This is a genomic window from Streptomyces sp. NPDC056948 (assembly GCF_042674225.1).
Taxonomy (GTDB): Bacteria; Actinomycetota; Actinomycetes; order Streptomycetales; family Streptomycetaceae; genus Streptomyces; species Streptomyces purpurascens.
The window spans coordinates 1-23473 of sequence record NZ_JBHUQX010000106.1 but is presented as its reverse complement, the minus strand read 5'-3'; the positions used below and the strand labels follow the sequence as shown (position 1 = coordinate 23473).

The 23473-nt window shown below is 71.9% G+C and carries 27 protein-coding genes; 13 read left to right on the top strand and 14 right to left on the bottom strand.

The features are described 5' to 3' along the window. A partial coding sequence (locus ACFTZL_RS16120) for a sigma factor-like helix-turn-helix DNA-binding protein (protein ID WP_382582273.1) occupies positions 1–131 on the top strand: 131 nt, incomplete at its 5' end. 137 nt (positions 132–268) lie between these two features. Here the strand turns inward: ACFTZL_RS16120 and ACFTZL_RS16115 are convergent. After that, entirely contained in the window at positions 269–733 is a 465-nt protein-coding gene (locus ACFTZL_RS16115; protein WP_382582265.1) for an ATP-binding protein, read from the bottom strand. 190 nt (positions 734–923) lie between these two features. Here ACFTZL_RS16115 and ACFTZL_RS16110 point away from each other — a divergent pair, with 190 nt between their 5' ends. Genes ACFTZL_RS16110 through ACFTZL_RS16100 form a run of 3 tightly spaced genes read left to right on the top strand, consistent with a single transcriptional unit; the run spans position 924 to position 2058 of the window. Further along, a complete protein-coding gene (locus ACFTZL_RS16110; RefSeq protein ID WP_382582262.1) occupies positions 924–1064 on the top strand; it encodes a hypothetical protein in 141 nt (46 codons plus the stop codon). Then, entirely contained in the window at positions 1061–1645 is a 585-nt protein-coding gene (locus tag ACFTZL_RS16105) for a PRC-barrel domain-containing protein (RefSeq protein WP_382582260.1), read from the top strand. Before ACFTZL_RS16110 ends, ACFTZL_RS16105 begins: the two co-directional genes overlap by 4 nt. Continuing rightward, positions 1642–2058: a PRC-barrel domain-containing protein gene (locus tag ACFTZL_RS16100; protein WP_382582257.1), complete on the top strand. Its 417-nt coding sequence runs from the start codon at positions 1642–1644 to the stop codon at positions 2056–2058. The genes ACFTZL_RS16105 and ACFTZL_RS16100 overlap by 4 nt, the downstream gene beginning before the upstream one ends. 1 nt (position 2059) lies before the next feature. Here the strand turns inward: ACFTZL_RS16100 and ACFTZL_RS16095 are convergent, their stop codons facing one another. Further along, positions 2060–3184 (bottom strand): DUF6777 domain-containing protein, encoded by a 1125-nt coding sequence (locus tag ACFTZL_RS16095; protein ID WP_382582255.1) that lies wholly within the window; start codon positions 3182–3184, stop codon positions 2060–2062. 179 nt (positions 3185–3363) lie between these two features. On the opposite strand from ACFTZL_RS16095, the gene ACFTZL_RS16090 reads away from it, so the two are divergent. Continuing rightward, positions 3364–4662: a streptophobe family protein gene (locus ACFTZL_RS16090; protein ID WP_382582252.1), complete on the top strand. Its 1299-nt coding sequence runs from the start codon at positions 3364–3366 to the stop codon at positions 4660–4662. 10 nt (positions 4663–4672) lie between these two features. On the opposite strand, the gene ACFTZL_RS16085 is transcribed toward ACFTZL_RS16090, so the two are convergent. The 4 genes from ACFTZL_RS16085 to ACFTZL_RS16070 are packed head-to-tail and all read right to left on the bottom strand — an operon-like array spanning position 4673 to position 9430. Continuing rightward, entirely contained in the window at positions 4673–5659 is a 987-nt protein-coding gene (locus ACFTZL_RS16085) for a serine/threonine-protein kinase (protein WP_382582249.1), read from the bottom strand. Further along, complete coding sequence (locus tag ACFTZL_RS16080) at positions 5656–6633, bottom strand: hypothetical protein (RefSeq protein ID WP_382582246.1); 978 nt, start codon at positions 6631–6633, stop codon at positions 5656–5658. The genes ACFTZL_RS16085 and ACFTZL_RS16080 overlap by 4 nt, the downstream gene beginning before the upstream one ends. 9 nt (positions 6634–6642) lie before the next feature. Beyond that, positions 6643–8973, bottom strand: a complete 2331-nt coding sequence (locus ACFTZL_RS16075; RefSeq protein ID WP_382582243.1) for an FHA domain-containing protein — start codon at positions 8971–8973, stop codon at positions 6643–6645. A gap of 46 nt (positions 8974–9019) precedes the next feature. Further along, entirely contained in the window at positions 9020–9430 is a 411-nt protein-coding gene (locus tag ACFTZL_RS16070) for a hypothetical protein (RefSeq protein WP_382582240.1), read from the bottom strand. Positions 9431–9760: 330 nt separating this feature from the next. On the opposite strand from ACFTZL_RS16070, the gene ACFTZL_RS16065 reads away from it, so the two are divergent. Together ACFTZL_RS16065 and ACFTZL_RS16060 are read left to right on the top strand one after the other, a co-directional pair. Then, on the top strand, positions 9761–10144 hold the full coding sequence (locus ACFTZL_RS16065) for a nuclear transport factor 2 family protein (RefSeq protein WP_382582237.1): 384 nt from the start codon (positions 9761–9763) through the stop codon (positions 10142–10144). A gap of 69 nt (positions 10145–10213) precedes the next feature. After that, on the top strand, positions 10214–10501 hold the full coding sequence (locus ACFTZL_RS16060) for a DUF1905 domain-containing protein (protein ID WP_382582234.1): 288 nt from the start codon (positions 10214–10216) through the stop codon (positions 10499–10501). 45 nt (positions 10502–10546) lie between these two features. Here the strand turns inward: ACFTZL_RS16060 and mgrA are convergent, their stop codons facing one another. Then, a complete protein-coding gene (mgrA, locus tag ACFTZL_RS16055; protein ID WP_382582231.1) occupies positions 10547–11539 on the bottom strand; it encodes an L-glyceraldehyde 3-phosphate reductase in 993 nt (330 codons plus the stop codon). 117 nt (positions 11540–11656) lie between these two features. Between mgrA and ACFTZL_RS16050 the strand changes: the two genes are divergently transcribed. The 3 genes from ACFTZL_RS16050 (at position 11657) to ACFTZL_RS16040 (ending at position 14681) form a co-directional block, all read left to right on the top strand. Next, positions 11657–12571, top strand: coding sequence for a LysR family transcriptional regulator (locus tag ACFTZL_RS16050; RefSeq protein WP_382582228.1), 915 nt, complete (start codon positions 11657–11659; stop codon positions 12569–12571). 67 nt (positions 12572–12638) lie between these two features. Then, the gene (locus tag ACFTZL_RS16045; RefSeq protein WP_382582225.1) at positions 12639–14138 is read left to right on the top strand and encodes a carotenoid oxygenase family protein; all 1500 of its coding nucleotides are present in this window, start codon (positions 12639–12641) and stop codon (positions 14136–14138) included. A 27-nt stretch (positions 14139–14165) separates the two neighbouring features. Continuing rightward, complete coding sequence (locus ACFTZL_RS16040) at positions 14166–14681, top strand: DUF664 domain-containing protein (RefSeq protein WP_382582222.1); 516 nt, start codon at positions 14166–14168, stop codon at positions 14679–14681. Here the strand turns inward: ACFTZL_RS16040 and ACFTZL_RS16035 are convergent. Continuing rightward, on the bottom strand, positions 14663–15742 hold the full coding sequence (locus tag ACFTZL_RS16035; protein ID WP_382582219.1) for an adenosine deaminase: 1080 nt from the start codon (positions 15740–15742) through the stop codon (positions 14663–14665). The genes ACFTZL_RS16040 and ACFTZL_RS16035 overlap by 19 nt on opposite strands. A gap of 46 nt (positions 15743–15788) precedes the next feature. Beyond that, positions 15789–16181 (bottom strand): VOC family protein, encoded by a 393-nt coding sequence (locus ACFTZL_RS16030; protein ID WP_382582216.1) that lies wholly within the window; start codon positions 16179–16181, stop codon positions 15789–15791. Positions 16182–16309: 128 nt separating this feature from the next. Between ACFTZL_RS16030 and ACFTZL_RS16025 the strand changes: the two genes are divergently transcribed. Beyond that, the gene (locus tag ACFTZL_RS16025) at positions 16310–16705 is read left to right on the top strand and encodes a tautomerase family protein (RefSeq protein ID WP_382582213.1); all 396 of its coding nucleotides are present in this window, start codon (positions 16310–16312) and stop codon (positions 16703–16705) included. Between the two features lie 61 nt (positions 16706–16766). After that, the gene (locus ACFTZL_RS16020) at positions 16767–17225 is read left to right on the top strand and encodes a pyridoxamine 5'-phosphate oxidase family protein (RefSeq protein ID WP_382582210.1); all 459 of its coding nucleotides are present in this window, start codon (positions 16767–16769) and stop codon (positions 17223–17225) included. Here ACFTZL_RS16020 and ACFTZL_RS16015 read toward each other — a convergent pair. From ACFTZL_RS16015 to ACFTZL_RS16000, 4 genes are all read right to left on the bottom strand, one after another. Next, positions 17222–18139, bottom strand: coding sequence for an oxidoreductase (locus ACFTZL_RS16015; protein ID WP_382582207.1), 918 nt, complete (start codon positions 18137–18139; stop codon positions 17222–17224). The two genes, ACFTZL_RS16020 and ACFTZL_RS16015, sit on opposite strands and share 4 nt — an antisense overlap. A gap of 42 nt (positions 18140–18181) precedes the next feature. Beyond that, a complete protein-coding gene (locus ACFTZL_RS16010) occupies positions 18182–19546 on the bottom strand; it encodes a phospholipase (RefSeq protein WP_382582271.1) in 1365 nt (454 codons plus the stop codon). Between the two features lie 96 nt (positions 19547–19642). Next, on the bottom strand, positions 19643–20533 hold the full coding sequence (locus ACFTZL_RS16005) for a glycoside hydrolase family 19 protein (protein WP_382582204.1): 891 nt from the start codon (positions 20531–20533) through the stop codon (positions 19643–19645). 194 nt (positions 20534–20727) lie between these two features. Next, positions 20728–21165: a MarR family winged helix-turn-helix transcriptional regulator gene (locus ACFTZL_RS16000; protein ID WP_382582201.1), complete on the bottom strand. Its 438-nt coding sequence runs from the start codon at positions 21163–21165 to the stop codon at positions 20728–20730. 77 nt (positions 21166–21242) lie between these two features. Here ACFTZL_RS16000 and ACFTZL_RS15995 point away from each other — a divergent pair, with 77 nt between their 5' ends. Continuing rightward, entirely contained in the window at positions 21243–22355 is a 1113-nt protein-coding gene (locus tag ACFTZL_RS15995; protein WP_382582268.1) for a substrate-binding domain-containing protein, read from the top strand. A gap of 13 nt (positions 22356–22368) precedes the next feature. Here the strand turns inward: ACFTZL_RS15995 and ACFTZL_RS15990 are convergent. Beyond that, the coding region (locus tag ACFTZL_RS15990) for an RNA polymerase sigma factor (RefSeq protein ID WP_382582198.1) at positions 22369–23473 on the bottom strand (1105 nt) is incomplete at its 5' end.

Here is a 23473-nt window from a genome sequence, read left to right as displayed (position 1 = left end):
TCGTGGAGGAGGCCACCCAGGCGGAGATCGGCGAGGAGCTCGGCTGCTCGCAGATGCACGTCTCGCGTCTGATCAAGCGGATCATCACCCGGCTGCGCGAGGGCATGCTGGGCGAACTCGGCTGCGCCTGACGCAGACGGCGGGCCGGCCGGGCAACGGCGACCAGCGGGTGCTGTCCCCCATGCGGGAGGGGACGGCACCCGCGACCGTGTCGGCTCGCACGGCGCGGGAGCACCCCCCCCCCGGGGGGACGCCTCATACGGACGGATCAGGCACCGGTGGCATCGGCGAGCGGCAGCACGGCGCGCACACGCTTGCCCACCGGCACCCGCTCCACGCTGACCTGCTCCGCGAGCGCGTGGACGATCTCCAGGCCGTGCCGGCCGACGCGCTCCGGATTGCGCGGGAAGATGCGGGGCAGCGCGGAGCTGCTGTCGTAGACCGACACGGTCACGGCGGTGTCCGTGCCCACGAGCTCCAGGATGTACGGCCCGTTGCTGTGCCGGTCGGCGTTGGTGACCAGCTCACTGACCACGAGCTGCACCGCGCCGCCGGCCCGCTCGTCGATGCTCGCGCACCACTCGGTCCTGAGCTGGTCGAGGAAGAGCGCGGCGAAGGACCGCGCCTCGGCGATACATCCCTGCTCGCCTGAGTAGTGTGCCGCCCGCCTCAGCGGTTCCACGGGCACGTCGAAACCAGTCGGTATCACTGCCCCGTCCACGTGGTCGATCATTCGTTTCTTTCTGGGAAGAAGCCGGACTGGCCGGACGCTCTGCACCAGTGCTCGTACCCCGAGCCGGGCTTCGCAGTCCTGACACGTTTTCGCCCGTCCCGTGCCCTGGGCATTGTCCCCCGCGCGTGGGGCACTCGGAGGGAATCAGGACCGGCCGAAGGCGGCCGGGCCGGATCGCCGGAGGTGTGCGGTGGCCTGGTGGATATGGCTGGTCGTGGTGGTCGCGGCGCTCGCCGGTGTCGCCGTGATGACGCTCGCCGTGCAGGCAGGCCGGCGGTCGGGGACGGTCATCGCGGTCCGGCGCCGGCCCGGCGGGAAGGGTGTCCGATGAACCAGTTGATGGCGGCACGGAGCCTGACGACCCTGCCGGTGGTCACCCTGGGCGGCGACGCCGTCGCACAGATCAAGGACACCGTCTTCGACGCCGCGGCCGGGCGTATCACCGGGTTCACGCTCAGCGGCCGGGGTCTGCTGTCGGGTCCGCTGAAGCAGAGCCTGCCCTGGCCGGCGGTGCACGCGCTGGGCCCGCACGCGGTCATGATCGTCGACGCCGGTGCCCTGGCGGACACGCCCGTCGTGGTGGCACGCCGTGAGGCCCAGCAGGGCCGGGTCCTGCACGCCAAGGTGCTGACCGACGAGGGCGCCGAGGTCGGTACGGTGCTCGACGTGGTCGTCGAGGGCGGTACCAGCTGCCGGGTCGTGGGATTCCGGATCGCCGCGGCCAAGGCGCTGGTGCGGGGCTCCCGGCGGCGCCGGCACCGGGTGTACGTGCCGCGCGGCGAGACGCTCGCGGTCTCCGGCCGCGCTCTGGTCATCCCGGCGGACGCCACCCGCTACGTCGCCGACGACCTGCCGGCCTTCGTCGCCCGGGTGGGCGCCTTCCAAGAGGGGCACGAGGGGACGCCGTCATGATGCTGTTCTCGCAGGCGCGGGGCCTTCCGGTGCTGACCCTGACCGAGGCGGACGAACTCGGCGTCGTGAGGTCGCTGACGGTCGACGCGGCGGCCGGTGTCGTCACGCATGTCCGGGTGCGGGTCCGGCACTCCCGCAAGGAGAGCGTGCTGGCCTGGGGTGCCCTGCACGCCCTCGGCCCGGACGCCGTGCTGGTCCGCTCCGCCGCCGCCCCGGCCGAGGTGCCGCCGCACCACGAGCTGCCGGGCCTGAGGATCCTCACCGAGACGGGCGACTGGCTCGGCACGGTCCAGGACGTCGCGTTCGAACCGGACACCGGCCGCATCGAGGCGGTCGTCACCGCCCAGGGCGAGGTGCCGGCCGATCGGCTGCTCGGGCTCGGGGACTACGCCCTGGTGGTCCGCGCCGGGTGACTCAGGAAGCCGGGGCCTGGTCCGGCGTGTCACCCCCGGTGTCTCCGCCTGTGTCGTTCCCGGGCGGGGGCGGCGAGTCGTCCGCCGGCGGCGAGTCGCCCGTCGACGGTTCCGAAGACGTCTCCGTGGGCGTCGGTTCGCTCGTGGTCGGCTGCGACGTGGGTGAGCCGGTCGGCGTGGTGACGGTCGCCGACGGGGTGGGCTTGCTCGGCGGAGCGGTCTTGCGGTCGTTCTCGCCCGTGTCGCCCCTGTCGCGCTTGAACCACTCGCCGTCGGGCTCGCACATGACGAAGACGTCGATCGGCTCCTGAGCAGGCCTGACCTCGACGACGTCCGACGCCTTGTACCCCGCCCACTTGTCCCCGGTCGTCTTCCGCTGCTGGGGGACCGGCGGGGTCAGCGGGTTGCCGCACGCGCAGCGCACCCGGGGCACGCCGCGGTCGTCGACGAGCACGGCCGTGCCGGCCTGGAGGACGGCCTGGTACTGGGTGGCGCGGCCGTTCTTGTAGCCGTGGTTGGTGACCCAGGTGTCCATACGAAGCTGCACGGGGGTGAGCGAGCGCAGATAGGCGGGGACCTCGGACGGGTCGATGCGCTGGACCGAGGCGAACGCGCGCTGCTTGTCCGGAGCCCCCTTGAGGTACTTGATCTGCTTCTCCACGTCGCAGCTCGCGACGTTGCGGGTGCCGCCGTACAGGCCGGGCGCCCCGCCCCGTACGGCCCGGACGGCGTTCTGCGACGCCGATCCGTCGGACGGCGGCTTGACCGACGGGCCGGAACTCTCCTTGGCCGTCGAGTCGGTGAACGGGTCCGGGCCGGTGTCGGCCGCGGGCTGCAGCAAGGCTTCGCCGTCGGAGGTGCTGGTGCCTCCGTCGGACGCGCCGGTGCCGCCGTCGGGGCGGGTGAACACCACGGCCAGCACCACGGCGGCCACGACCGCGCCGGCGATCAGCGCGACCCGGGGTACGGAGCCCCACCACGGGCGGCGGGGCTCCGGCGGCTCACCACCCCCGCTCGGTGGTTCGGGGGGCGGGCCGCCGCCCCCCGAGGGCGGCTGGGAGGGCCCCGACAGCGGGCCCGAGGGAGGTCCTGTGGGGCGACCGGACGACGGCGGTTCGACGCTCACGAGCTCTTCTTCCCACGTGGGTTCTGTGCGGCCTTCGCACACCCGAGGCGATCAGTCCTGGTATATACCGCTTCTTCCACTACGAGTTCATTGTGTGCCCCGGTCCCGTCCGGCCCGCAAGCCGACGCGGACGGACCTCCCGACGGGCGCCCGGCGCGGGGGCTGCTTAGCGTGGCAGCGTGAGTTCGCGCACCTCCTCCGGCCAGGCACGTACCTCCGGGGCGCGGGCTGTCGCCCGCCACGGCTGGGTGCACGCCCTCGTCACGGTGCTCGGCGGGCTGCTCGCCATGATCCTGGTGGCCACGCTCGGCCTGTGGGCCGCCGGGGCCACCGGCCTTCCGGACGGCGCGTTCGCCCCGGTCGTCATGGCGACCGTGGTCACCGCCTTCGGGGGCACGGTGAAGCTCTCCGGAAGCGCCGGCGACTTCGCCGACACACAGGCGGGACTGACCGTGATCCCGCTGTCCGTCACGCTCACCGGGGCGCTGGTGATCGCCTGGGGCTTCCTGCGGCCGCTGCGTCATCGCGCGGTCGCAGGCGCCGCGGAGCTGGCCGGCTGGGCCGCCAGGATCGCGGCCCTGTGGCTGCTCGCGCTGATCGGCCAGACGCTCGCCGCCCGCCACACGTTCGACATCTCCCTCGGCGACGAGCAGCTGGGGGAACTCGGCGACCTGTTCGGCGCCTCGCCGAAAATCGGCTTCACCACCGACGTTCCGCTGTCCGTGTTCGTCGGCCTCGTCTGGCTGGCCGGTGTGCTGGTGCTGGCCCTGCTGGTGTCGCGCGGCGCCCCGTTGCCGGCCGGGCTGCTGCGCTTCCAGGCGTCGGTGCGGCCTGCCGCGTACGCGATGGTCGCGCTGCTGCTCGCGTACGTCGTCATCGGCGTGGTCATCGCGCTGGTCGTCGCGGCGACGCGGGGCCACGCGGCGGAGACGTTCGCCGTGATTCTGCTCGGCATGCCCAACCTGGTGTGGCTGGCGCTGACGGTCGGCCTCGGCGCGACCTGGACGGGCCGCGTGGAGGGGCCGTTCGGGCTGCCCATGCCGCAGGTGCTCGACGAGGTGCTGCGCACTCCGGACATCTCGGAGCTGAACCTGCGGACGCTCTCCGAGCACGACGGCCGGGTGTGGTGGCTGCTCGTCGTCGACGTCGTGCTGCTGCTGGCCGCCGCGTTCGTGATGGCGGCCCGGTCACCGGCCCGAATCCGGGCCTGGCAGCACGCCGTGCACATGGCGGTCGCCCTCATGCTCACGGTGTTCATGATCTGCCTCGTCGGACGCATCTCCGCGCACTACGGCCTGTCCGTGCTCGGCATCGGCGACCTGGGCGGGAGCCTCGGGGGCGAACTGTTCCTCAGACCCCAACTGTGGGGTGCCGTCGGCCTGGCCGTCCCCTGGGGTCTGGTGACCGGGTTCGCCGGGGCGCTGCTGGCACGGCACGTACGGCGCCGGGGCGAGGTCCGCTCCGGCAGCGAGAGCTGACGCCGGGGCGCTACGTCCGCTGGACGAAGACCGGTTCGGCCCAGCGCGGCGGCGGCTTCGGACGCTCCTCCCCCGGCACTCGGCCCGTCCGGGTGGGGGTGTGGCCGGTGGCGGGCCCGCCACCGGTCGTCGCGGCACGCAGGGCGGCCACGAAGGCGAGGCAGGACGGGTACCGGTCGTCGGGGCTCTTGGCGAGGGCCTTGGCGAGGACGGGGTCGACCTGCGGGGCGAGGTCGGGCCGGGCCTCGGTCAGCGGCGGCGCTTCGTCGTACTGGTGGGCCCACAGCAGGGCCATGTCGTCGTCCCGGCGGAAGGGCGGATGGCCGGCGAGGATCTCGTAGACGACACAGGCGAAGCCGTACACGTCACAGCGGGCGTCGACCGGGCGGCCCGAGATCTGCTCGGGGGCGACGTAGTCGAGCGTGCCGACGAACTGGCCGACCGTGGTGAAGCCGGTCAGTGACAGCGACTTCTTCGTCAGGCCGAAATCGGTGAGGTAGGCGTGCTCGGGGTGGTCGCTGTCGGTGCCGCGGGCCACCAGGATGTTGCCGGGCTTCACGTCCCGGTGCACCAGGCCGTGGTCGTGGGCCGCGTCGAGCGCGGAGGCGACCTGGGCGGCGACACGCAGCGTGGTGGCGGGCGACAGCGGGCCCTCCCGGTCGAGGAGATGACGCAGGTCGCTGCCGACGACGTACCGCATGGCGATGTACAGCACGCCGTCCGTCTCACCGGCCTCGAAGACCGGCACGATGTGCGGGTGGTCGATCGCGGCGGCGGCCCGGGACTCGTGGGTGAAGCGGCGCCGGAAGGTGTCGTTGCGGGCGAGTTCCGGGGCGAGCAGCTTCAGGGCGACGGTGCGTTCCAGACGCAGGTCTCGGGCCCGGTACACGACGGCCATGCCGCCGCGTCCGATCTCCTTCTCGATCCGGTACCCGGCGATCTGCTGCCCGAGCAGCTCGGAGGGCCGCCCGGAGAACAGGCTCGTCTCGCGGGTCAACGGGCGTCACCCTCGGGCGACACGACCCGGGTGGGCTCGGACCCCACGATGCGCGTGGGCGGCGCCTCGGCTGGGTTCTCCGGCTCCTCGGCCTCTTCTTCCGCCTCTTCCGGAGACACGACCCGCGTGGGCGGGGCCTGGGCGGGACGGGCAGCCTTCTCGGCTCCCCCGGCTCCCTCGGCCTCCTCGGGGGACACGAGGCGAGTGGGCTCGGGAACGTCGGGAGCCACAACCCGCGTCGGCTCGGGAGCCTCGGGAGCCACGACCCGCGTCGGCTCCGGCGCCTCAGGCGACACAGCACTCGCCGACTCGGCAACCTCAGATGACACCACCCGCGTCGGCTCCGGCGGAAGGTCCGGCGTGGACGGCGCCCCGGCCGGATGCGCGGCCTCCTCAGCGCGAGGCGGCTCCTCGACCGCCTCCGGGGGCACCACCCGCGTGGGGGTGGGCGCCGGCGCCGGGGTTTCGGACGGTCGGGACTCCGGCTGGGAACTCGGTGTCTCGTCCGTCGCGTACGTGGTCGACCGGGTGCCGTCCGCGTACACCCAGTGCCCGTGCGCGGCGTCGTAGAGCCACACCGACTCGCCGTCGACGACGACGCCGATCCGCAGCCCGTGGGTGCGGGAGTGGAAGGACTCCCGGTCGAGGCCGCCCGCGAGGTCCTCGACCGCGGACCGGTAGCGCGCCAGGGCCTCCTGCGCGCGGGTCAGCAGCGGACGCGGATCGGCGGTCCGGGTGAGCGGCCCGTCCGCGGCGGGCGGATCCTGCGGTACGGCGACCAGCCGGCGGCCGTCGACCCAGGCCGACCAGCCGTTGAAGCACAGCACATGCCCCCAGTCGCCCTGCTGCTCGACGAGCTGCACCGGCAGCAGGGGGTCGAGGTCCACGGTGGGCCGGGCCGGGTCGGGGGCCTCCCAGGCGGGCATCCCGTGCTGCGGGACGACGTGCGTGGGCCGGAAACCGGGAGTCGTCATAGGGGCTCCCTACTTCCGCATCACGGCCGGTTCGTGCCGGCGCAGCAGCCGGGACACGAGGAAGCCGAAGAGCGCCGACAGCACGACCAGCATCCCGATGTCGAGCAGCCACATGCCCGCCGAGTGCTCGAAGAGCGGATCCTTGGTCAGCTCGTCGGGGACGATCCTGGCCAGCCCGACGGTGCCGGCCATCGCGGCCAGCGCCCAGCGCGCGGGCACCAGCCAGCCGAGCTGCTCGAGCCCGGGCACGCCGTCCAGCTTCAGCAGGGCACCGCAGAAGACGACCTGGATGATGGCGACGAGCACGAGCAGCGGCATCGTCACCTCTTCCTTGCGCACCAGCGCCGAGATGAGCAGCCCGAGCATCATGGCCGTGAACGCCAACAGGGCGACGGCGACCGCGATTTCCACCAGGGGCGGCATCAGCACGCCTTCGTCACCGGGCGCGCCGAGGTCCACGCCGAGCAGGGCGACCAGGGTCAGCACCACCGCCTGGAGCACGGTGATGACGCCGAGGACGACGACCTTCGACATCAGGTAAGCCGATCTGGACAGGCCCACCGTGCGTTCCCGCTGGTAGATCACGCGTTCCTTGACGAGTTCGCGCACGGCGTTGGCCGCGCCGGTGAGCACCGCGCCGACGCACAGGATGAGCAGCGTGTTCATCGCCGTGTCGAAGGTCAGCTTGCCGCCCGACAGCGCCCGCGCCATCACGCCCATCACGAACGGAAGGGCGATCATGATGATCAGGAACGTGCGGTCGGCGCTCAGCGCGGAGGCGTACCGGCGCACCAGCGTGCCGAGCTGGGCGGCCCGGCTGCGCGGCCGGGGCGGCGCGGTGATGACGACCGGTCCGGACCGGGGCTGCCGGGGCTGGGCGGTGGCGTCGGCGACATAGCGGTCCCGGAACGGCGACTCTCGGTAGTCCCCCGACCAGTCCCGGTCCTTGTCCCGCTCGAAGGCCTCGAAGGCCTCGGGCCACTGCTCGAAGCCGAAGTAGGCCAGGGCGTCCTCGGGGGGCCCGTAGTAGGCGATCTTCCCGCCGGGCGCGAGCACGAGGAGCCGGTCACACACGTCGAGGCTGAGCACGCTGTGGGTGACGACGATGACGGTCCGGCCGTCGTCGGCGAGGCCGCGCAGCATGTGCATCACCGAGCGGTCCATGCCGGGGTCGAGGCCGGAGGTCGGCTCGTCGAGGAACAGCAGCGACGGCTTGGTCAGCAGTTCCAGGGCCACGCTGACGCGCTTGCGCTGGCCGCCCGACAGGCTGTGCACGGGCTGGTCGACGCGCTGTTCCAGGCCCAGTTCGCGGATCACCTCGTCGACCCGGGCGCGCCGTTCGGCCTTGGCCGTGTCCTGCGGGAAGCGCAGCTCGGCGGCGTAGGAGAGGGCTTTGCGGACGGTCAGCTGGGCGTGCAGGATGTCGTCCTGCGGGACGAGGCCGATGCGCTGGCGCAGCTCGGCGTAGTCGCGGTAGAGGTCACGGCCGTCGTAGAGGACGGTGCCGTTGTCGGCGGGCCGCTGGCCGGTGAGGGCGTTGAGGAGCGTGGACTTTCCGGCGCCGCTCGGGCCGACGACGGCGAGCAGGCACTTCTCCCCCACCGGGAACGACACATGGTCGAGCAGCGTCTTGCGGCCGCGGTCGACGGTGACCGCGAGGTCCTGTACGTCGAGGGAGATCTCGCCGGTGTCGACGTACTCCTGGAGTTCGTCGCCGACGAGGCAGAAGTCCGAGTGGCCGATGCCGACGATGTCACCCTGGCGGACGGGGGCGCTGGAGACGAGGGTGCCGTTGAGGTACGTGCCGTTGTGGCTGCCCACGTCGGTGATCTCGTACGTGCCGTCGGGCAGGGCACGCAGTTCGGCGTGCCGGCGGGAGACCACCAGGTCGTCGACGACCAGGTCGCTGTCGGTGGCGCGGCCGATGCGGATGGTGCGGGCGGGCAGCGGCCGTACGGTGGTGGGCTGCCGGTAGGTGCCGGTCGCCGCGGGCATGGAGACGGCGGAGGGGCGTTCCGGGGCCGGTTCGGGGCGGCCCTGCAGGGCCACGCGCGGTCCGTCGGCCGGGTTGCCGAAGCGGATGACGGTGCCGGGGCCGACGTCCCGCTCGTGGATACGGCGGCCCTCGGCGTAGGTGCCGTTGGTGCTGTTCTCGTCCTCGATGGTCCAGTGACCGTCGGTGGGCCGCAGCACGGCGTGGTGCCAGGAGACCCGGTCGTCGTCGATGACGATGTCGCTCAACGGGTCGCGTCCGACGTGATAGTCGTGACCCGGAATCATCACGGTGGAGCCCGTCTCGGTCTCCAGGACGAGTTCTGGTGCTACCGACGACTGCGCCATGACCAAGATTCTACCGATTTGCCTGGTGTGTGCCTCTGCGAGCGGGTCAGGCCACGGGGATTCCCAGGCCGGGGGCCGTCCGCTGCATCCGGAGGGCGTCCACGGACTCGGCGAGCAGTTCGTATTCGGTGGTGTCGTCGCTGGTGGCGATGCGCACCAGCCGTCCGGCCGCCAACTCCTCGGCGACCCGCTCCTGGTGACCGGGGTCGGCACACCATGCGCGCAGTTGTGTGGGCACGTCGGGCACGGTGTCGGCGACCGGCACGAGCGCGCCCGGCGGTAAGTGCTCGGTCTCGGGCTGGGGGTCGAGGCGCTGGGCGATCCAGGAGGCGCGGTCGCGCAGCCACCACAGGGCGAGGGCGAGGGTGGGCGCCCGGTAGGTCCCCAGGGGCACTCCGATGCGGCGGCCGTCGCAGACCCCGTACGCAGTGACGTGACACAGGAACTCGTCGTGCACGTGACCTCCCCCGTTGCCCTGCCCGCCTGCCGGATCAGCCTTCCGCGGCTCGCGTGCTGTGCGTGAGGGCGCCGTCGCTCGATGTGAAAACGCTCTCGCAGGTCAGTATGTTCACTGCTGAAACACTGTCACCACGACTTTTTGGCCACTCTCCTGGCATATTCACACCCCGAGTTGGCCGAAACCCGGCAGGGTGCCCCAGGGCGCATGACTCCGGAGGTAATCGACGCTTCCGCCGGGCGCGGGCAGGGTGGTGCGTGCCGGGTTCGCCGCGAGCGGTGATCCGGGCCCTGACCAGCAGGCACGACCTTTTCTGGAGGCTGATCGCCCATGTCCGCACCCGCCCACCGATACGAGGACGCCGTCGCCCGCTACTTCGAGGCCTGGAACGCCGAGAACCCGTCGGCGCGGGAGAAAGCGGTCTCCGCCGCCTGGACCGAGGACGGCCGCTACACCGACCCGCTCGCCGACGTCCGGGGCCACGAGCAGATCGCCGGGTTGATCGCGGCGGTCCGCGAGCAGTTCCCGGGGCTGATGTTCCGGCTCGCCGGCTCCGTCGACGGGCACCACGACACCGCGCGCTTCTCGTGGGAGCTGGTGAGCGAGACCGACGGCTCGGCGCCCGTCGCCGGGTCGGATGTGATCACGCTGGACGAGCAGGGCCGGATCAGGGCCGTGCTCGGCTTTCTGGACCGGGTGCCCGCCGGGGCGTGAGACCCGCGATGAGTTTTCCGGTGTCCGGCGGTCTGATGTGTGAGAGGCCGCCGAGCACCGGAGGACGCCATGGCCACGACAGCAGATCTGGACGCGGAGTTCACCGCGGTCCTGCGCAGAAGCCCCGCCGAGGGCGGCTGGACCTATCTGGTCTGGCCCCGGTCCGTCGAGTTCTTCGGCACCCGCGGCCTGGTCAAGGTCCGCGGGACGATCGACGGGCACCCGTTCCGCAGCTCGTTCATGGCGCTGGGCGACGGCACGCACAAGCTGCCCGTGAAGGCCGGCATCCGCAAGGTCATCGGCAAGGAGGAGGGCGACACGGTGACCGTGCGCCTGGAGGAGCGGATCAGCTCCTAGACGGCTCGACCGGGGGCGGCCACCCACCCCCGGCCGAGGAGTCCGCTACTGCTTGACGATCGCGTCGATCCGGGCCAGCTCGTCCGCGTCGAAGTCCAGGTTGCGGATGGCACCGACGCTGTCCTCGATCTGCTGCGCGCTGCTCGCGCCGACCAGCGCGGAGGTGACCCGGCCGCCGCGCAGCACCCAGGCCAGCGCCAGCTGGGCCAGGGTCTGGCCGCGCGACTTGGCGATGTCGTTCAGGTCGCGCAGCCGTCCCACCAGGTCCTCGGTGAGCGCGTCGGAGTTCAGGAACGGGCTGTCGCTCGCGGCCCGGGAGCCCTCCGGGATGCCGTCGAGGTAGCGGCCGGAGAGCAGGCCCTGCTCCAGCGGGGAGAAGACGATGGAGCCGACCTGGAGCTCGTCGAGGGCGTCCAGCACACCCCCGTCCTCGGGGCGGCGGTCCAGCATCGAGTAGCGCGGCTGATGGATGAGGAGCGGGGTGCCCAGCTCGCCCAGGATCCGGGCGGCCTCGCGGGTCTGCTCGGCGGAGTAATTGGAGACGCCGACGTACAGTGCCTTGCCCTGCTGCACCGCCGAGTGCAGGGCGCCCATCGTCTCCTCCAGCGGAGTGTCCGGGTCGGGGCGGTGCGAGTAGAAGATGTCGACGTAGTCCAGGCCCATCCGCTTCAGGCTCTGGTCCAGCGAGGACAGCACGTACTTGCGCGAGCCCCACTCGCCGTAGGGGCCGGGCCACATCAGGTAGCCGGCCTTGGTGGAGATGACCAGCTCGTCGCGGTACGCCGCGAAGTCCGACTTCAGGAACTCGCCCAGCGCGGACTCGGCGGCGCCGGGCGGCGGGCCGTAGTTGTTGGCGAGGTCGAAGTGAGTGACGCCGAGGTCGAAGGCGCGGCGCAGGATGGCGCGCTGGGTCTCGACGGGCCGGTCCGGGCCGAAGTTGTGCCACAGGCCGAGCGAGAGCGCGGGGAGCTTCAGGCCGCTGCGTCCGGTGCGCCGGTAGGGCATGTCCGCGTAGCGGTCGGGGTGTGCGGTGTACAACGCGACTCCAGAGGGGTTGGCACGGTCGGGATGAAACCGGTGTCCACTCTGGCGTGACCTGCGCCCATGCGTCCAACAGAAGAATCCGATGGAATTCAGCGGTTACGCTTCTCAGTCATGGAACTGCGCCACTTGCAGCACTTCGTCGCGGTCGCCGAGGACCAGCACTTCACCCGGGCGGCGGAACGCCTCCTGGTATCCCAGTCGGGCCTGTCGGCATCCATCCGCGCACTGGAGCGGGAGTTGCAGACGCCGCTGTTCGTGCGCACGACCCGCCGGGTGACGCTGACCCCTGCCGGGCGGGCGCTGCTCGGTGAGGCGGAGCGGATCCTGGCGCAGGTCCGGACGGCCCACGAGGCGGTGGCGGCGGTGCAGGGCGTGCTGCGCGGCATGCTCGCGCTCGGCAGCGAGCAGTGCATCGCGGGCGTGAATGTGGCGGGGCTGCTGGCCACGTTCCGCAGGCGGCACCCGGATGTCGAGATCTGCCTGCGGCAGGCGGGCTCGGGGGCCCTGGCGGAGGAGGTCGCGGCCGGGCGACTCGATCTTGCCTTCGTGGTGCGGACCCAGGAGGACACCGACCAGCTGAGGTCCGTGCCGCTGACCAGTGAACCGATGACGGTCCTGTGCCATCCCAGCCACCGGCTCGCCGCCGCCGGTGGGTCCGTCACGCCGGCGGATCTGGGGGGCGAGGTGTTCGTCGACTTCCACCCGGACTGGGGGCCACGCCGCACCACGGACGCCGCCTTCGCGGCGGCTGGTGTGCGGCGGACCGTCGCCCTGGAGGTGAACGACGTGCACAGCCTCCTCGACCTGGTGGACGAGGGCCTGGGCATCGCCGTCGTGCCCCGGCACTTCCGGCACAAGCGCGCGTCGCTGACCGCCCTGCCCGTGGAGGGCACCGGCGGGACTCCGTACGAGACCGTCGCTCTGCTGCCGCCCGCGCAGGCGACCAGCCCGGCCGCGCGGGCGCTGATGGCCCTGCTCGAAACAGGGGGGCCGGCAACACCCCAGGAGGGTGTCTGCCCCTCCTGACCCGGGCCGTCTCACCCCGCAGACTCGTGACCGCAGCCCACGACAACTGCGGTCAGGAGTACGGGAAATGACGAACCACACGCGACGGAACGTGCTGCGCGGCGCGGCCGCGATCACGGCGGCCGGCGGGCTTGTCGGCACGGGGGCGGGAGCGCGGCCCGCCGCTGCGGCGTCCGGCCCCACGAAGCACCACTTCCCCTTTCTGGAGGGCGCGTTCAAGCCCGTCACCGAGGAGCTGACGGCCTTCGACCTGCCGGTCACCGGCCGCATCCCGCGCGAGCTGAGCGGGCGCTACCTGCGCAACGGCCCCAACGTCCTGGGCCTGGAGGACCCGCGCGCCCACCACTGGATGCTCGGCGACGGCATGGTGCACGGCGTCCGGCTGCGCGACGGCCGCGCCGAGTGGTACCGCAACCGCTGGGTGCGCTCGTCCCAGGTGGCGAAGAAGCTCGGCGAGCCCTATCCGGGGCCCGTGCCGCCGGACGACTTCCCCTGCAACACCCATGTGATCCCCTACCGGGGACGGATCCTCGCGCTCCAGGAGAGCGGACCGCTGCCGTACGAACTCGACGACGAGCTCAACACCGTCGGCACGTACGACTTCCGGGGCACCCTGAAGGGGCCGTTGACGGCGCACACCAAGCTCGATGTGCACGCCGGTGAGCTGCACGCGATCGCCTACTACCCGACCTGGGACCATGTGCGCCACCTGGTCGTGGATCCGACGGGCCGGGTCTCGCGCACCACGAGGATCCCGGTGGCGGACGCGCCGATGATCCACGACTTCGCGCTCACCGAGAACCACGTGGTCATCCTCGACATGCCGGTCACATTCGACCCGGCGGGCGCCGAGCGCGGCGACATCGTGCCGTACGTCTGGAACGGGAAACACCCGGCGCGGGTCGGCGTCCTGCCGCGAGCAGGGGGTGCGGTGCGGTGGTTCGAGGTGGACCGGGTGTACTACTCGCACACCCTCAACGCCTATGAGGAGGGCCCGGACATCGTCGTCGACATGACGAACTTCGACGCGCCGTTCTTCGTGGCCGGCCGCGGGTCGGGCGGGCCGTACGGAGCGGGGACCGCCCGGCTCGACCGCTGGACGATCGACCTGCGCCGTGGCCGGGTGCGCACAAAGACGCTCGACGACCGTCCGCAGGAGTTCCCGCGCGTGAACGAGGCGCTGGTGTCCCGCCGGCACCGCTACGGCTACACCGCGGCCTCCGCGGAGATGACACTGGCGTACCTGACGGCCGACGGCAATCCGCCCGACCGGGCCTTCGGCAACGCCCTGTTCAAGCACGATCTGCTGCGCGGCACGGCGCAGGCGCACCGGCTGCCGCGGGGCTCGGCGGCGAGCGAGGCCGTGTTCGTACCGTGCGACCCGGCCGACCCGGGCGCGGCCGAGGACGACGGCTACGCGATCGCGTACGTGCACGACCCCGACCGCGGTGCGTCGGACCTGGTGATCCTCTCGGCCCAGGACTTCACCGGAGAACCGGTCGCCCGGATCCATCTGCCGGGGCGGGTGCCCCTGGGTTTCCACGGGAGCTGGGTCCCCGACGCGTGAGGTGACGCGATGGGCGATGGTGGACGTATGCATGCAAAGGACGTCCTCATCGAGGCTCACAGCCGCATCAGGGAAGAAGTCCACGCCGCCGTCGAGGGCCTCGGCCCCGATGACCTCGCCGCCAGGCCCGCGCCCGACACCAACTCCGTCGCCTGGCTCGTCTGGCACCTCACCCGGGTCCAGGACGACCACATCGCCGACGCCTTCGGCCTCGAGCAGGTGTGGCTCTCCCAGGACTGGGAGAAGCGCTTCGGGCTGGGCCTGCCCCGCCACGACACGGGCTACGGCCACAGCCCCGCCAAGGTCGCCAAGGTCCGGGTCGACTCGGGCGAGATGCTGACCGGCTACTACGACGCCGTGCACGACCAGAGCCTGCACGCCCTGCGCGGCCTGGCCGCCAAGGACCTGGAGCGCGTCGTCGACGAGCGCTGGGACCCGCCGGTCACCCTGGGGGTCCGGCTGGTCAGCGTCCTGTCCGACGATCTCCAGCACATCGGACAGGCCGCCTACCTGCGGGGACTCCTTCAGAGCTCGGCTTCGTAGCCGGGCAGTACGACGTCCCGGATGAGCGCGTTCCGCTCGTCGAAGGGGAGGAACGCGCTCTTCAGGGCGTTCACCGTGACCGTGCGCAGGTCCTCGACGCCCCAGCCCGCCTGCTCGGCCAGCAGGGACATCTCGCGGGTCATCGTCGTGCCCGACACCAGCCGGTTGTCGGTGTTGAGGGTGACGCGGAAGCCGAGGTCCTTCAGCGCGGTGATCGGGTGCTCGGCGATGGAGGTCGCGGCGCCGGTCTGGAGGTTGGAGGTCGGGCACATCTCCAGGGCGATGCGCCGGTCGCGCACCCAGCCGGCGAGACGTCCGAGCTTGCCCGCCGCGAGGTCGGGGATGTCGTCGGTGATGCGCACGCCGTGCCCGATGCGCTGGGCGCCGCACACCTGGAGGGCCTGGTGAATGCTGGGCAGGCCGTGCGCCTCACCGGCGTGGATGGTGAACGGCACGTTCTCGCGGCGCAGGTGCTCGAAGGCCGCGAGGTGTTCGGCGGGCGGGAATCCGTCCTCGGCACCGGCGATGTCGAAGCCGACGACCCCGGCGTCCCGGAACGCCACGGCCAGGTCGGCGGCCTCGCGCACCCGGTCGAACATCCGCATCCCGCACAGCAGGGTGCCCACCCGCACCGGCGTACCCGCGGCAGCCGCCTTCGCCATGCCCGCCGCGAGGCCCTCCTGGACCGTCTCCACGACCTCGGGCAGGGTCAGCCCGCCGTTCAGCATCAGCTCGGGGGCGTAGCGCACCTCGCCGTAGACGACGCCGTCGGCGGCGAGGTCGAGGACGTACTCCTCGGCGGTGCGCAGCAGGCCCTCGCGGGTCTGCATGACGGCGAGCGTGTGCTCGAAGGTGGCGATGTAGCGCACCAGGTCGCCGGAGTTGGCGGCCTCGTAGTACCAGGCGGCCAGCTCGTCGGGGTCGGTGGTGGGCAGGGTGTGGCCGACCGCGTCCGCGAGCTCCACGACGGTGGCGGGGCGCAGGCCGCCGTCGAGGTGGTCGTGCAGCACGGCCTTGGGAAGGCGGCGGATCACTTCAGCATCTACGCGCGTAGCAGTCATGGCGGGTCTTTCCTTGAGCAGGCGGTTCGAATCGGAGGGAGGAGGATCAGCCGGTGGGCTGGAGCAGGTCCCAGCGGTTGCCGTACAGGTCCTGGAAGACGGCGACGATGCCGTACGGCTCGTGCCGCGGCTCCTCCAGGAAGGTGACGCCCGCGGCGGCCATCCGGGCGTGGTCGCGGGCGAAGTCGTCGGTGTGCAGGAAGAACCCGACCCGCCCTCCGGCCTGGTTCCCGACCCGGGCGGCCTGGGCCTCCCCCTTGGCGCGGGCGAGCAGCAGACCACTGCCGGCTCCCGGGACACCGGGTTCGACGACGACCCAGCGGGATCCGTCGGGCCGGGGCGCGTCCTCGGCGAGCCGGAATCCGAGGGCCTCGGTGTAGAAGCGGATCGCCTCGTCGTAGTCGTCGACGACGAGGGTGACCAGGGCGATACGTCTCATCGGGACCTCTCGGAGCGTGCGGTTGACGGGAGAGGTTATACGTAAAACGCACGGGACGCCAACTACCTCGAGACCATCTGTAACTACTAGTATGTACACTAGCGATCCACGCCACCACCGGAGGCCCCATGCCCTTGGTCCGCATCGACACGCTCCGCGCCGGCCCGGAGCGCCTCGCCGCGATCGGCCGTGCCGTCCACGACGCCCTGAGGGAGACGATCGGCATTCCGCCCGACGACCGGTTCCAGATCCTGAGGGACCACGACGGCACGAGCGGCACGCTGCGGTACGACGACTACCTCGGCGTGCACCGCGACGAGGACATCGTCTACGTCGCGATCACACTCCGCTCCGGTCGTACGCCCGAGCGGAAACAGGCGCTGTACCGGAGAATCGCCGAGCTCGCCCAGGCGTACGCGGGCACCGAGCCGCGGAACGTGTTCGTGGTCCTGACCGAGAACGAGTCGGCCGACTGGTCACTGGGCGAAGGGCTGGCGCAGTACCTCGACACCCCTGGGACCTAGGCCTTGGCCTACGACCGTAGCCCGAGGCGGGACCCCTTGCCCGACCGCTAGCGTCCCGTCCATGAAGATCACCGAGCCACCTCGCACCCCCGCGCAGCGCAAGGCGGACCTGCTGGTCCGTCTGGAGCGGGAGATCGACATCTGGGTCGCCACGGCCGACGCCGAAGGGGTGCCGTGTCTGGTTCCGCTGTGGTTCGTGTGGCATGACGAGGCCGTGTGGCTGTGCACCCGGCTGACCAACCCCACCGGCCGCAATCTGCGGGACGGCCGGGGGGCCCGGCTGGCCTTCGGGGACACCCGGGACGTCGTGCTCGTCGACGGCGACGTGGAGACCTTCACGTCCGTCGAGGTGCCGTCCGTCGCGGCCGAGGCCTTCCGTGCGAAGACCGGCTGGGATCCGCGCGAGGACCACGCGTCGTACGCGTTCTTCCGGGTGCGGCCGCGTGCGGTGCAGGCGTGGTGCGAGGAGCACGAGTTGGCCCGCAGGCATCTCATGCGGGACGGGGTCTGGGCGGTCTAACCGGTAGCCCCGGCCCTCTGCCGCGGTGCGCCCAGCCGGTCCAGTTCCTCGGCGGTGAGACGGATCGCGCCCGCCGCCACGTTCTCCGCGAGGTGGTCGGGGTTGCCGGTGCCGGGGATGGCGAGGACGTGCGGGCCCTGGTGCAGCGTCCAGGCGAGGCGGATCTGCGCGGGGCTCGCACCATGGGCCCGGGCCACGGCTCGCACCTCCTCGTCGTGGGCGATGGTGGCACCGTGCTCCCCGCTCTCGCCTGCGACGGCGTAGAACGGCACGAAGGCGATGCCCTGTTCGCCGCAGATCCGCAGCAGTTCGTCGGCCGCGGGGTCGGGACGGTCGAGGGCGTACCGGTTCTGCACACAGACCACGGGCGCGATGGCCTGTGCCTCGGCGAGGTGGCGGGGCTCGATGTTGGAGACTCCCAGGTGCCGGATCAGGCCCGCGTCCCGGAGCTGCGCGAGGACCCCGAAGTGCTCGGCGATGGAGTCGTACTTAGGCATCCGGCGCAGGTTGACGACGTCCAGGTGGTCGCGGCCGAGCTGGCGCAGATTCTCCTCGACGTGGCCGCGCAGGTCCTCGGGGCGGGCCGAGGTGCCCCACTCCCCGTCGTAGGTCCGGTGCGGGCCCACCTTGGTGACGATGACCAGGTCGTCGGGGTAGGGCCCCAGCGCGGTGTTGATGAGCTCGTTCGCCGAGCGCAGCGACGAGAAGTAGAAGGCGGCCGTGTCGATGTGGTTCACACCGAGGTCGATCGCCTTGCGCAGGACGGCGATCGACCGGTCGCGGTCGCTCGGTGTGCCGTGATGGAAGGCGGCGCTGCCCGTCAGCCGCATCGCGCCGTAGCCGAGGCGGTGGACGGGCAGGTCGCCGAGTTTCCAGGTGCCCGCGGCCTCCGCGGTGATCGTCTGTGAGCTCATCGGCGGAGTCTCACACACACCGCGGGGGCCGGTGGAGCCGCTTTACGGATAGGTGTACGAGTTGAGCGTGGCGACGGCGGAGGCGGGGTTGCCCCGGTCGTAGTGGTCCACGGCGAGGAAGTTGGGCTTCTTGCGGGCGGCCGGCTGGCAGAACCGCCGGGCCCGGTCGGCGAGTTTGGTGTTGTCCGTCGTGGCCGTGGCGGTGAGCCCGACGTCGCGGAAGTGGTTCATGACGAACAGCGGGCGGAAGCCGGGTTCGATGCGGGTCAGCGGGATGTTCGTGCCGGCGTCGTACCAGCGGCTGTAGCAGGACCAGTCGGAGGAGCCGATGCCCGAGCCCATGGACCAGTAGTTCTCGACGGTCCATTCGCGCTGGTACATGACGCCGAAGCTGTCCCGGGTCAGGCCCGCCGCCTGGTCGGCGGAGCGGCTGTGGTCGGTGAAGATCAGCAGCCGGTCGCCGGCGGCGGCCAGGTCCGCCATCGTCGGCCAGCCGTTCTGCCGTACGCCGGTGCTGTCGGGCCGGTACAGCACGTCCGACAGGCCGTTGACCCGGGCGAGTTCGGCGCGCAGGACGCCCGGGTCGACGTAATCCTCCAGAAAGACGGTGACGAACTGGTCGGGGTGGGCCTTGAGGAAGTCCACCATGCGCTGGAGGTCGACCCACAGGGCGACCGGCCTGCTGACGAGGGTGCAGCTGTTGTGGCAGAGGATCGCACCGTCCGGGGTCTGGTGGATGTCCATCATGAACCCGCGGACACCGTCGGTGAGTTGCCGCTCGATTCCGCGGGTCTGGTTGGGCACGAGATTGACGAAGGGCGGGGCGAAGCCGCCGTCGACGCCGTTGGCGTACGCGTTGTGCGAGGTGAGGAACGTGACCTGGTCCAGGGTGCGTTGATCCTGCGGCGGCATGGGGCCGGTGGCAGGGTCGACGGGGGTGAGGTACCACGCCGCGAGGTCGCCCGCCCCGCCGACGGCGAGCCGGGCGGGGTAGGTGGCGCCGGACGGCTTGGGTGCCACCGTGAGGTGGCGTGCGGTGCCCGGGGCCTTGAGCGTGTAGCGGTCGGTGCCGGCCGGGGCGATCTCCCAGGCGGCGTCGGCGCTCGTACAGGCGACGGTCGCGGCCTGGTCGCCGTTGCGGCCGAGGCAGTTGCCCGGTGTGTCGCTGTTCTCCAGAAGGTGGGTCGACCCGTTCGGCTTCAGCCGCCACTGCTGGCGGTCCTCGTTGCCGCGGGGTCTGTGCTGCTCGACCGCTCCGCCGCTGTCGGCCGCGTTGAGCCCGGTGGTGGCGCTCTGGACGTAGTACGTGCCCGGGGCCGGAACTGCGGCGGCAGCGGCGGGCGGCGCGGCCACGACCGCGGCGGCCAGCGCGGCGGTCGTGGCGAGCAGGGCGTGGGGGGTGCGCAGACGCATGAGGGATGCCCTTCGTCGGACTGATCAGGACCGATCGAAACTGATCAGGTGCATGACATCCTGCATGACACCACGCCCTGGGGTCCGGCGTCAGCAGTACAGGTTGCCGCCGGGTGACGTCCCGAGGATCTGCGTGAACCGCTGGTAGTTGTTGACACGGCTCTGCACCTGCGCCGGGTTCTTGCCGTCGCACTCCAGGGAGCCGTTGATGCTGCGGATGGTCTGGCCGAAGCCGGCGCCGTTCACCATGGCGTTGTGCGGGGTCATGGTGCCTGGGCCGGTCTGGGTGTTCCAGTACCACAGGGCCGTCTTCCAGGCGACGGCCGAGTCGTTCTGCACCAGCCAGGGGTTGTTCAGCAGGTCGATGCCGAGCGCGTCGCCCGCGGCCTTGTAGTTGAAGTTCCAGCTCAACTGGATCGGGCCGCGGCCGTAGTAGGCGGCCTGTCCGGCCGGACAGCCGTAGGGCCGGCTCCAGTCGCAGTAGTGCGGGTAGTTGGCGGTGTTCTGCTCGACCACGTGCACCAGGCCGCCGGTCTCGTGGCTGACGTTGGCGAGGAAGGCGGCGGCCTCCTGCTTCTTCACCGTGTCGCTGCCGGTGTTGGCGAAGCCGGGGTAGGCACTCAGGGCCGCGGTGAGCCCGCTGTACGTGTAGAAGGAATTCCGGTTCGGGAACATCTGGTTGAACTGCGCCTCGGTGACGACGAAGCGCGCGTTGGGCGTGCCCGGCCCGCTGTCGCAGGCGTACGGCTCCCAGTACCAGGTGCTGATGACCGGGTCGTAGCCCGGGTTGGCGTGCTCGGCGATGTACGCCTTGCCGTCGGTGTAGCGGACGATGTCGCCGGCCGCGTACGACTTGCCCGCCACCCAGTTCGGGTAGCTGGAGCACGCGGCGGCGGAGGCGTTCGAGGCGGGGAGCAGCACCGGCGCGGTGCCCGCGAGGGCGAGGGTGACCAGGACGGCGGACAGGCGGCGTCTCGACACGGGATCAACTCCTTTGCGGAGCACGGCCGCACCCGGGCAAGGCAGGGCGAAGCAGAGCCTTGGCGCACGCGCCGGACGGGCCGGTCACGGCGTGGGGGCGGCCGTGGTGGGGGGTTGTGGAGGCACACTCAACCGCGTTGGTCTGTACCAGTCAAGGGTGTAGACCAGTCATCCGCGTTCGGGACGGTCGGGGCTCACACGTGGGCCGACTCCGCCAGCGTCGCCGCGAGTCGGTGCAGCAGGGACCGCAGCAGTTCGTCGTCGCCGTCGCCCAGCGTGGGCCGGCCGGCGCGGACCGCTCTCTCGACGCGCTGCCAGTACTCCCGGCCGCGCGGGGTGAGGTGGGCGAGGATGCGGCGGCGGTCGAACGGGTCGACCCGGCGGTGCACCAGGTTCCGGTCGACGAGCTGGTCGACCAGCTTGGTCAGCGTCGGAGGCGGCAGGAAGGCGGCCTCCGCGATCGCCGTCATGTGGTGCCCCTCGCCGTCGGACAGCAGGGCCAGCACCCGCCACGTTTCGAGCGAGCAGCCCTCCTCCTCCAGAACGCCCTGCAACCGCCGCGCCGCGAGCCGCTCGGCCCGCGTCAGCAGCTGCACCAGATCGTCGGGCCGACGCGGGGATGGGGTGGGCATGCCGCTCCTAGTTCAGAGGTGCGTCCATGGTAAGAGACGCACTGGAGTTCGCATGGTGGAGCCGGGATCATGACGCCATGTTCCGGCACGACCGCCCCGCGCCCGAGTGGTTCACGGCCGACGACTCCGTGCTCGGCGTGGCTCTCGTGTTTCCCCTGCAGGGGCCGGCCGGGATCTTCGGGCCGACGTGCGAGCTGTGCGCGCGGCTGGCCGCCGAGGAGGTCAACCGGGACGGCGGTGTGCTCGGCAGGGAGCTGCGGCTGGTGCCGGTCGACGGCTCGGGCCCGCCGCACGAGGTCGCCCGCCAGGTCGAGGCGTTGGTGGACCTGGGCGCCGTGCAGGGCGTCACCGGCTGGCACATCTCCTCGGTGCGTCAGGCGCTGGCGCCGAGGATCGCGCACCGCGTCCCGTACGTGTACACGGCCCTGTACGAGGGCGGGGAGGACACCGCCGGCGTCTTCCTGACGAGCGAGACCCCGCGGGACCAACTGCGGCCCGCGATGGACCTGCTGACGCTCGAACGCGGGGTGCGGCGGTGGTTCGTCGTCGGGAACGACTATGTATGGCCGCGGCGTACGGCACGGGCGGCAAGGGCGTACGCCCGCGCGTCCGGCGGGTGTGTCGCCGGTGAGGCCTATCTCCCGCTCGGCACCGACGACTTCGAGCCGGTGCTGCGCCGCGTCGAGCGCGCGGCCGCCGACGGGGTGCTGATGCTGCTCGTCGGCAGCGACGCGGTGCGCTTCAACCGGGCGTTCGCGGCGCACGGCCTGCACGCGCGCTGTCTGCGGCTGAGCACGCTGATGGACGAGAACATGCTGATGGCGAGCGGCCCGGCGGCCACCGAGGACCTCTACAGCACGGCCGGCTTCTTCGCCTCGCTGGCCAACCGGGACACTCTCGACTTCCACGGGCGGTACGCGGCCCGCTACGGCGTCGAGGCACCCGCACTCGGCAGCCTCGGCGAGTCCTGTTACGAGGGCGTGCTGTTGCTGGCCGCGCTGCTGAGGAGAGCCGGGACGCTGGACGTGTCGGCGATCGGCGCGGCGGCGGGCGCGGTGTCGTACGAGGGCCCGCGCGGACTGCTGCATCTGCGGGACAGTCATGTGCGCCAGCGCATCTACCTGGCCCGTGCCGACGGTCTCGACTTCGACGTGCTCACGGAGCTGGAGCTGCGCGGCTCGCGTCCCTGACCGGGTCGTCCGGTCAGCGCCGGGTGAGCGCTTTCCTGCGGCCGTCGAGGAAAGCGCGTTCCGCCGGGTTGCGCGCGAGCGCGATGGCCGCCTCGTACGCCGCTGCGGCCTCGGTGTCGCGGCCCAGTCGGCGCAGCAGGTCGGCGCGGACGGCGTGCAGGACGTGGTAGCCGTCGAGGGCGAGGGCGTCCACGAGGTCGAGGGCAGGCCCGGGGCCCTCGGTCTCGGCGACGGCGACGGCCCGGTTCAGGGCAACGACCGGGCTCGGAGCGAGAGTCATGAGCTGGTCGTAGAGCTGCCGGATCTGGGCCCAGTCGGTGGCGTCACCGGTCGGCGCGTCGCTGTGCACGGCCTGGATGGCGGCCTGGAGCTGGTAGGGCCCGGGCCGGTTGCGGCGCAGGCAGCGGCGGACGAGTTCCTGTCCCTCGGTGATCAGGTCACGGTCCCAGCGGGCCCGGTCCTGCTCGGGCAGCGGCACCAGCTCGCCCCGGTCGTTCTCGCGGGCGTCGCGGCGCGCCTCGACCAGGAGCATCAGCGCGAGCAGGCCGGTCGCCTCGGGCTCGTCCGGCATGAGTCCGGCCAGGAGACGGCCGAGCCGTACGGCTTCGGCGCACAGGTCGGGCGAGCCCTCGTACCCCTGGTTGAAGATCAGGTAGACGACGGCCAGGACCCCGCCGAGCCGGTCGGGCAGGTCGGCGTCGCGGGGCACCCGGTACGGGATCCCGGCATCGCGGATCTTCGCCTTGGCGCGGACGAGTCGCTGGGCCATCGTCGGTTCGGGCACCAGGAAAGCGCGGGCGATCTGCGCGGTGGTGAGCCCGCCGAGCAGGCGCAGGGTCAGGGCGACCCGGGCCTGGAGGGAGAGCGCGGGGTGGCAGCAGGTGAAGATCAGGCGGAGCCGGTCGTCGCGCACGGGGCCCTCCTCGGGCGGTGCGGCGGAGGCGTGCAGCAGGGCGGCCTCGGCGTGCCGGGCCTGTCTGGACGACTCGCGGCGCAGCCGGTCGATGGCCCGGTTCCGGGCCGTGGTGACGATCCACCCGGCCGGGCTGGGCGGGACGCCGGTCTCCGGCCAGCGCCGCACGGCCGTGGTGAAGGCGTCCTGGACCGCTTCCTCGGCG

What these genes read in the sequence shown, in the direction of transcription:
- ACFTZL_RS16115 (WP_382582265.1), bottom strand. Translation starts at nt 733, where the DNA reads ATGATCGACCACGTGGACGGGGCAGTGATACCGACTGGTTTCGACGTG.
- ACFTZL_RS16105 (WP_382582260.1), top strand. Translation starts at nt 1,061, where the DNA reads ATGAACCAGTTGATGGCGGCACGGAGCCTGACGACCCTGCCGGTGGTC.
- ACFTZL_RS16100 (WP_382582257.1), top strand. Translation starts at nt 1,642, where the DNA reads ATGATGCTGTTCTCGCAGGCGCGGGGCCTTCCGGTGCTGACCCTGACC.
- ACFTZL_RS16080 (WP_382582246.1), bottom strand. Translation starts at nt 6,633, where the DNA reads ATGACGACTCCCGGTTTCCGGCCCACGCACGTCGTCCCGCAGCACGGG.
- ACFTZL_RS16075 (WP_382582243.1), bottom strand. Translation starts at nt 8,973, where the DNA reads ATGGCGCAGTCGTCGGTAGCACCAGAACTCGTCCTGGAGACCGAGACG.
- ACFTZL_RS16065 (WP_382582237.1), top strand. Translation starts at nt 9,761, where the DNA reads ATGTCCGCACCCGCCCACCGATACGAGGACGCCGTCGCCCGCTACTTC.
- ACFTZL_RS16060 (WP_382582234.1), top strand. Translation starts at nt 10,214, where the DNA reads ATGGCCACGACAGCAGATCTGGACGCGGAGTTCACCGCGGTCCTGCGC.
- ACFTZL_RS16050 (WP_382582228.1), top strand. Translation starts at nt 11,657, where the DNA reads ATGGAACTGCGCCACTTGCAGCACTTCGTCGCGGTCGCCGAGGACCAG.
- ACFTZL_RS16045 (WP_382582225.1), top strand. Translation starts at nt 12,639, where the DNA reads ATGACGAACCACACGCGACGGAACGTGCTGCGCGGCGCGGCCGCGATC.
- ACFTZL_RS16040 (WP_382582222.1), top strand. Translation starts at nt 14,166, where the DNA reads ATGCATGCAAAGGACGTCCTCATCGAGGCTCACAGCCGCATCAGGGAA.
- ACFTZL_RS16035 (WP_382582219.1), bottom strand. Translation starts at nt 15,742, where the DNA reads ATGACTGCTACGCGCGTAGATGCTGAAGTGATCCGCCGCCTTCCCAAG.
- ACFTZL_RS16030 (WP_382582216.1), bottom strand. Translation starts at nt 16,181, where the DNA reads ATGAGACGTATCGCCCTGGTCACCCTCGTCGTCGACGACTACGACGAG.
- ACFTZL_RS16025 (WP_382582213.1), top strand. Translation starts at nt 16,310, where the DNA reads ATGCCCTTGGTCCGCATCGACACGCTCCGCGCCGGCCCGGAGCGCCTC.
- ACFTZL_RS16020 (WP_382582210.1), top strand. Translation starts at nt 16,767, where the DNA reads ATGAAGATCACCGAGCCACCTCGCACCCCCGCGCAGCGCAAGGCGGAC.
- ACFTZL_RS16015 (WP_382582207.1), bottom strand. Translation starts at nt 18,139, where the DNA reads ATGAGCTCACAGACGATCACCGCGGAGGCCGCGGGCACCTGGAAACTC.
- ACFTZL_RS16000 (WP_382582201.1), bottom strand. Translation starts at nt 21,165, where the DNA reads ATGCCCACCCCATCCCCGCGTCGGCCCGACGATCTGGTGCAGCTGCTG.
- ACFTZL_RS15995 (WP_382582268.1), top strand. Translation starts at nt 21,243, where the DNA reads ATGTTCCGGCACGACCGCCCCGCGCCCGAGTGGTTCACGGCCGACGAC.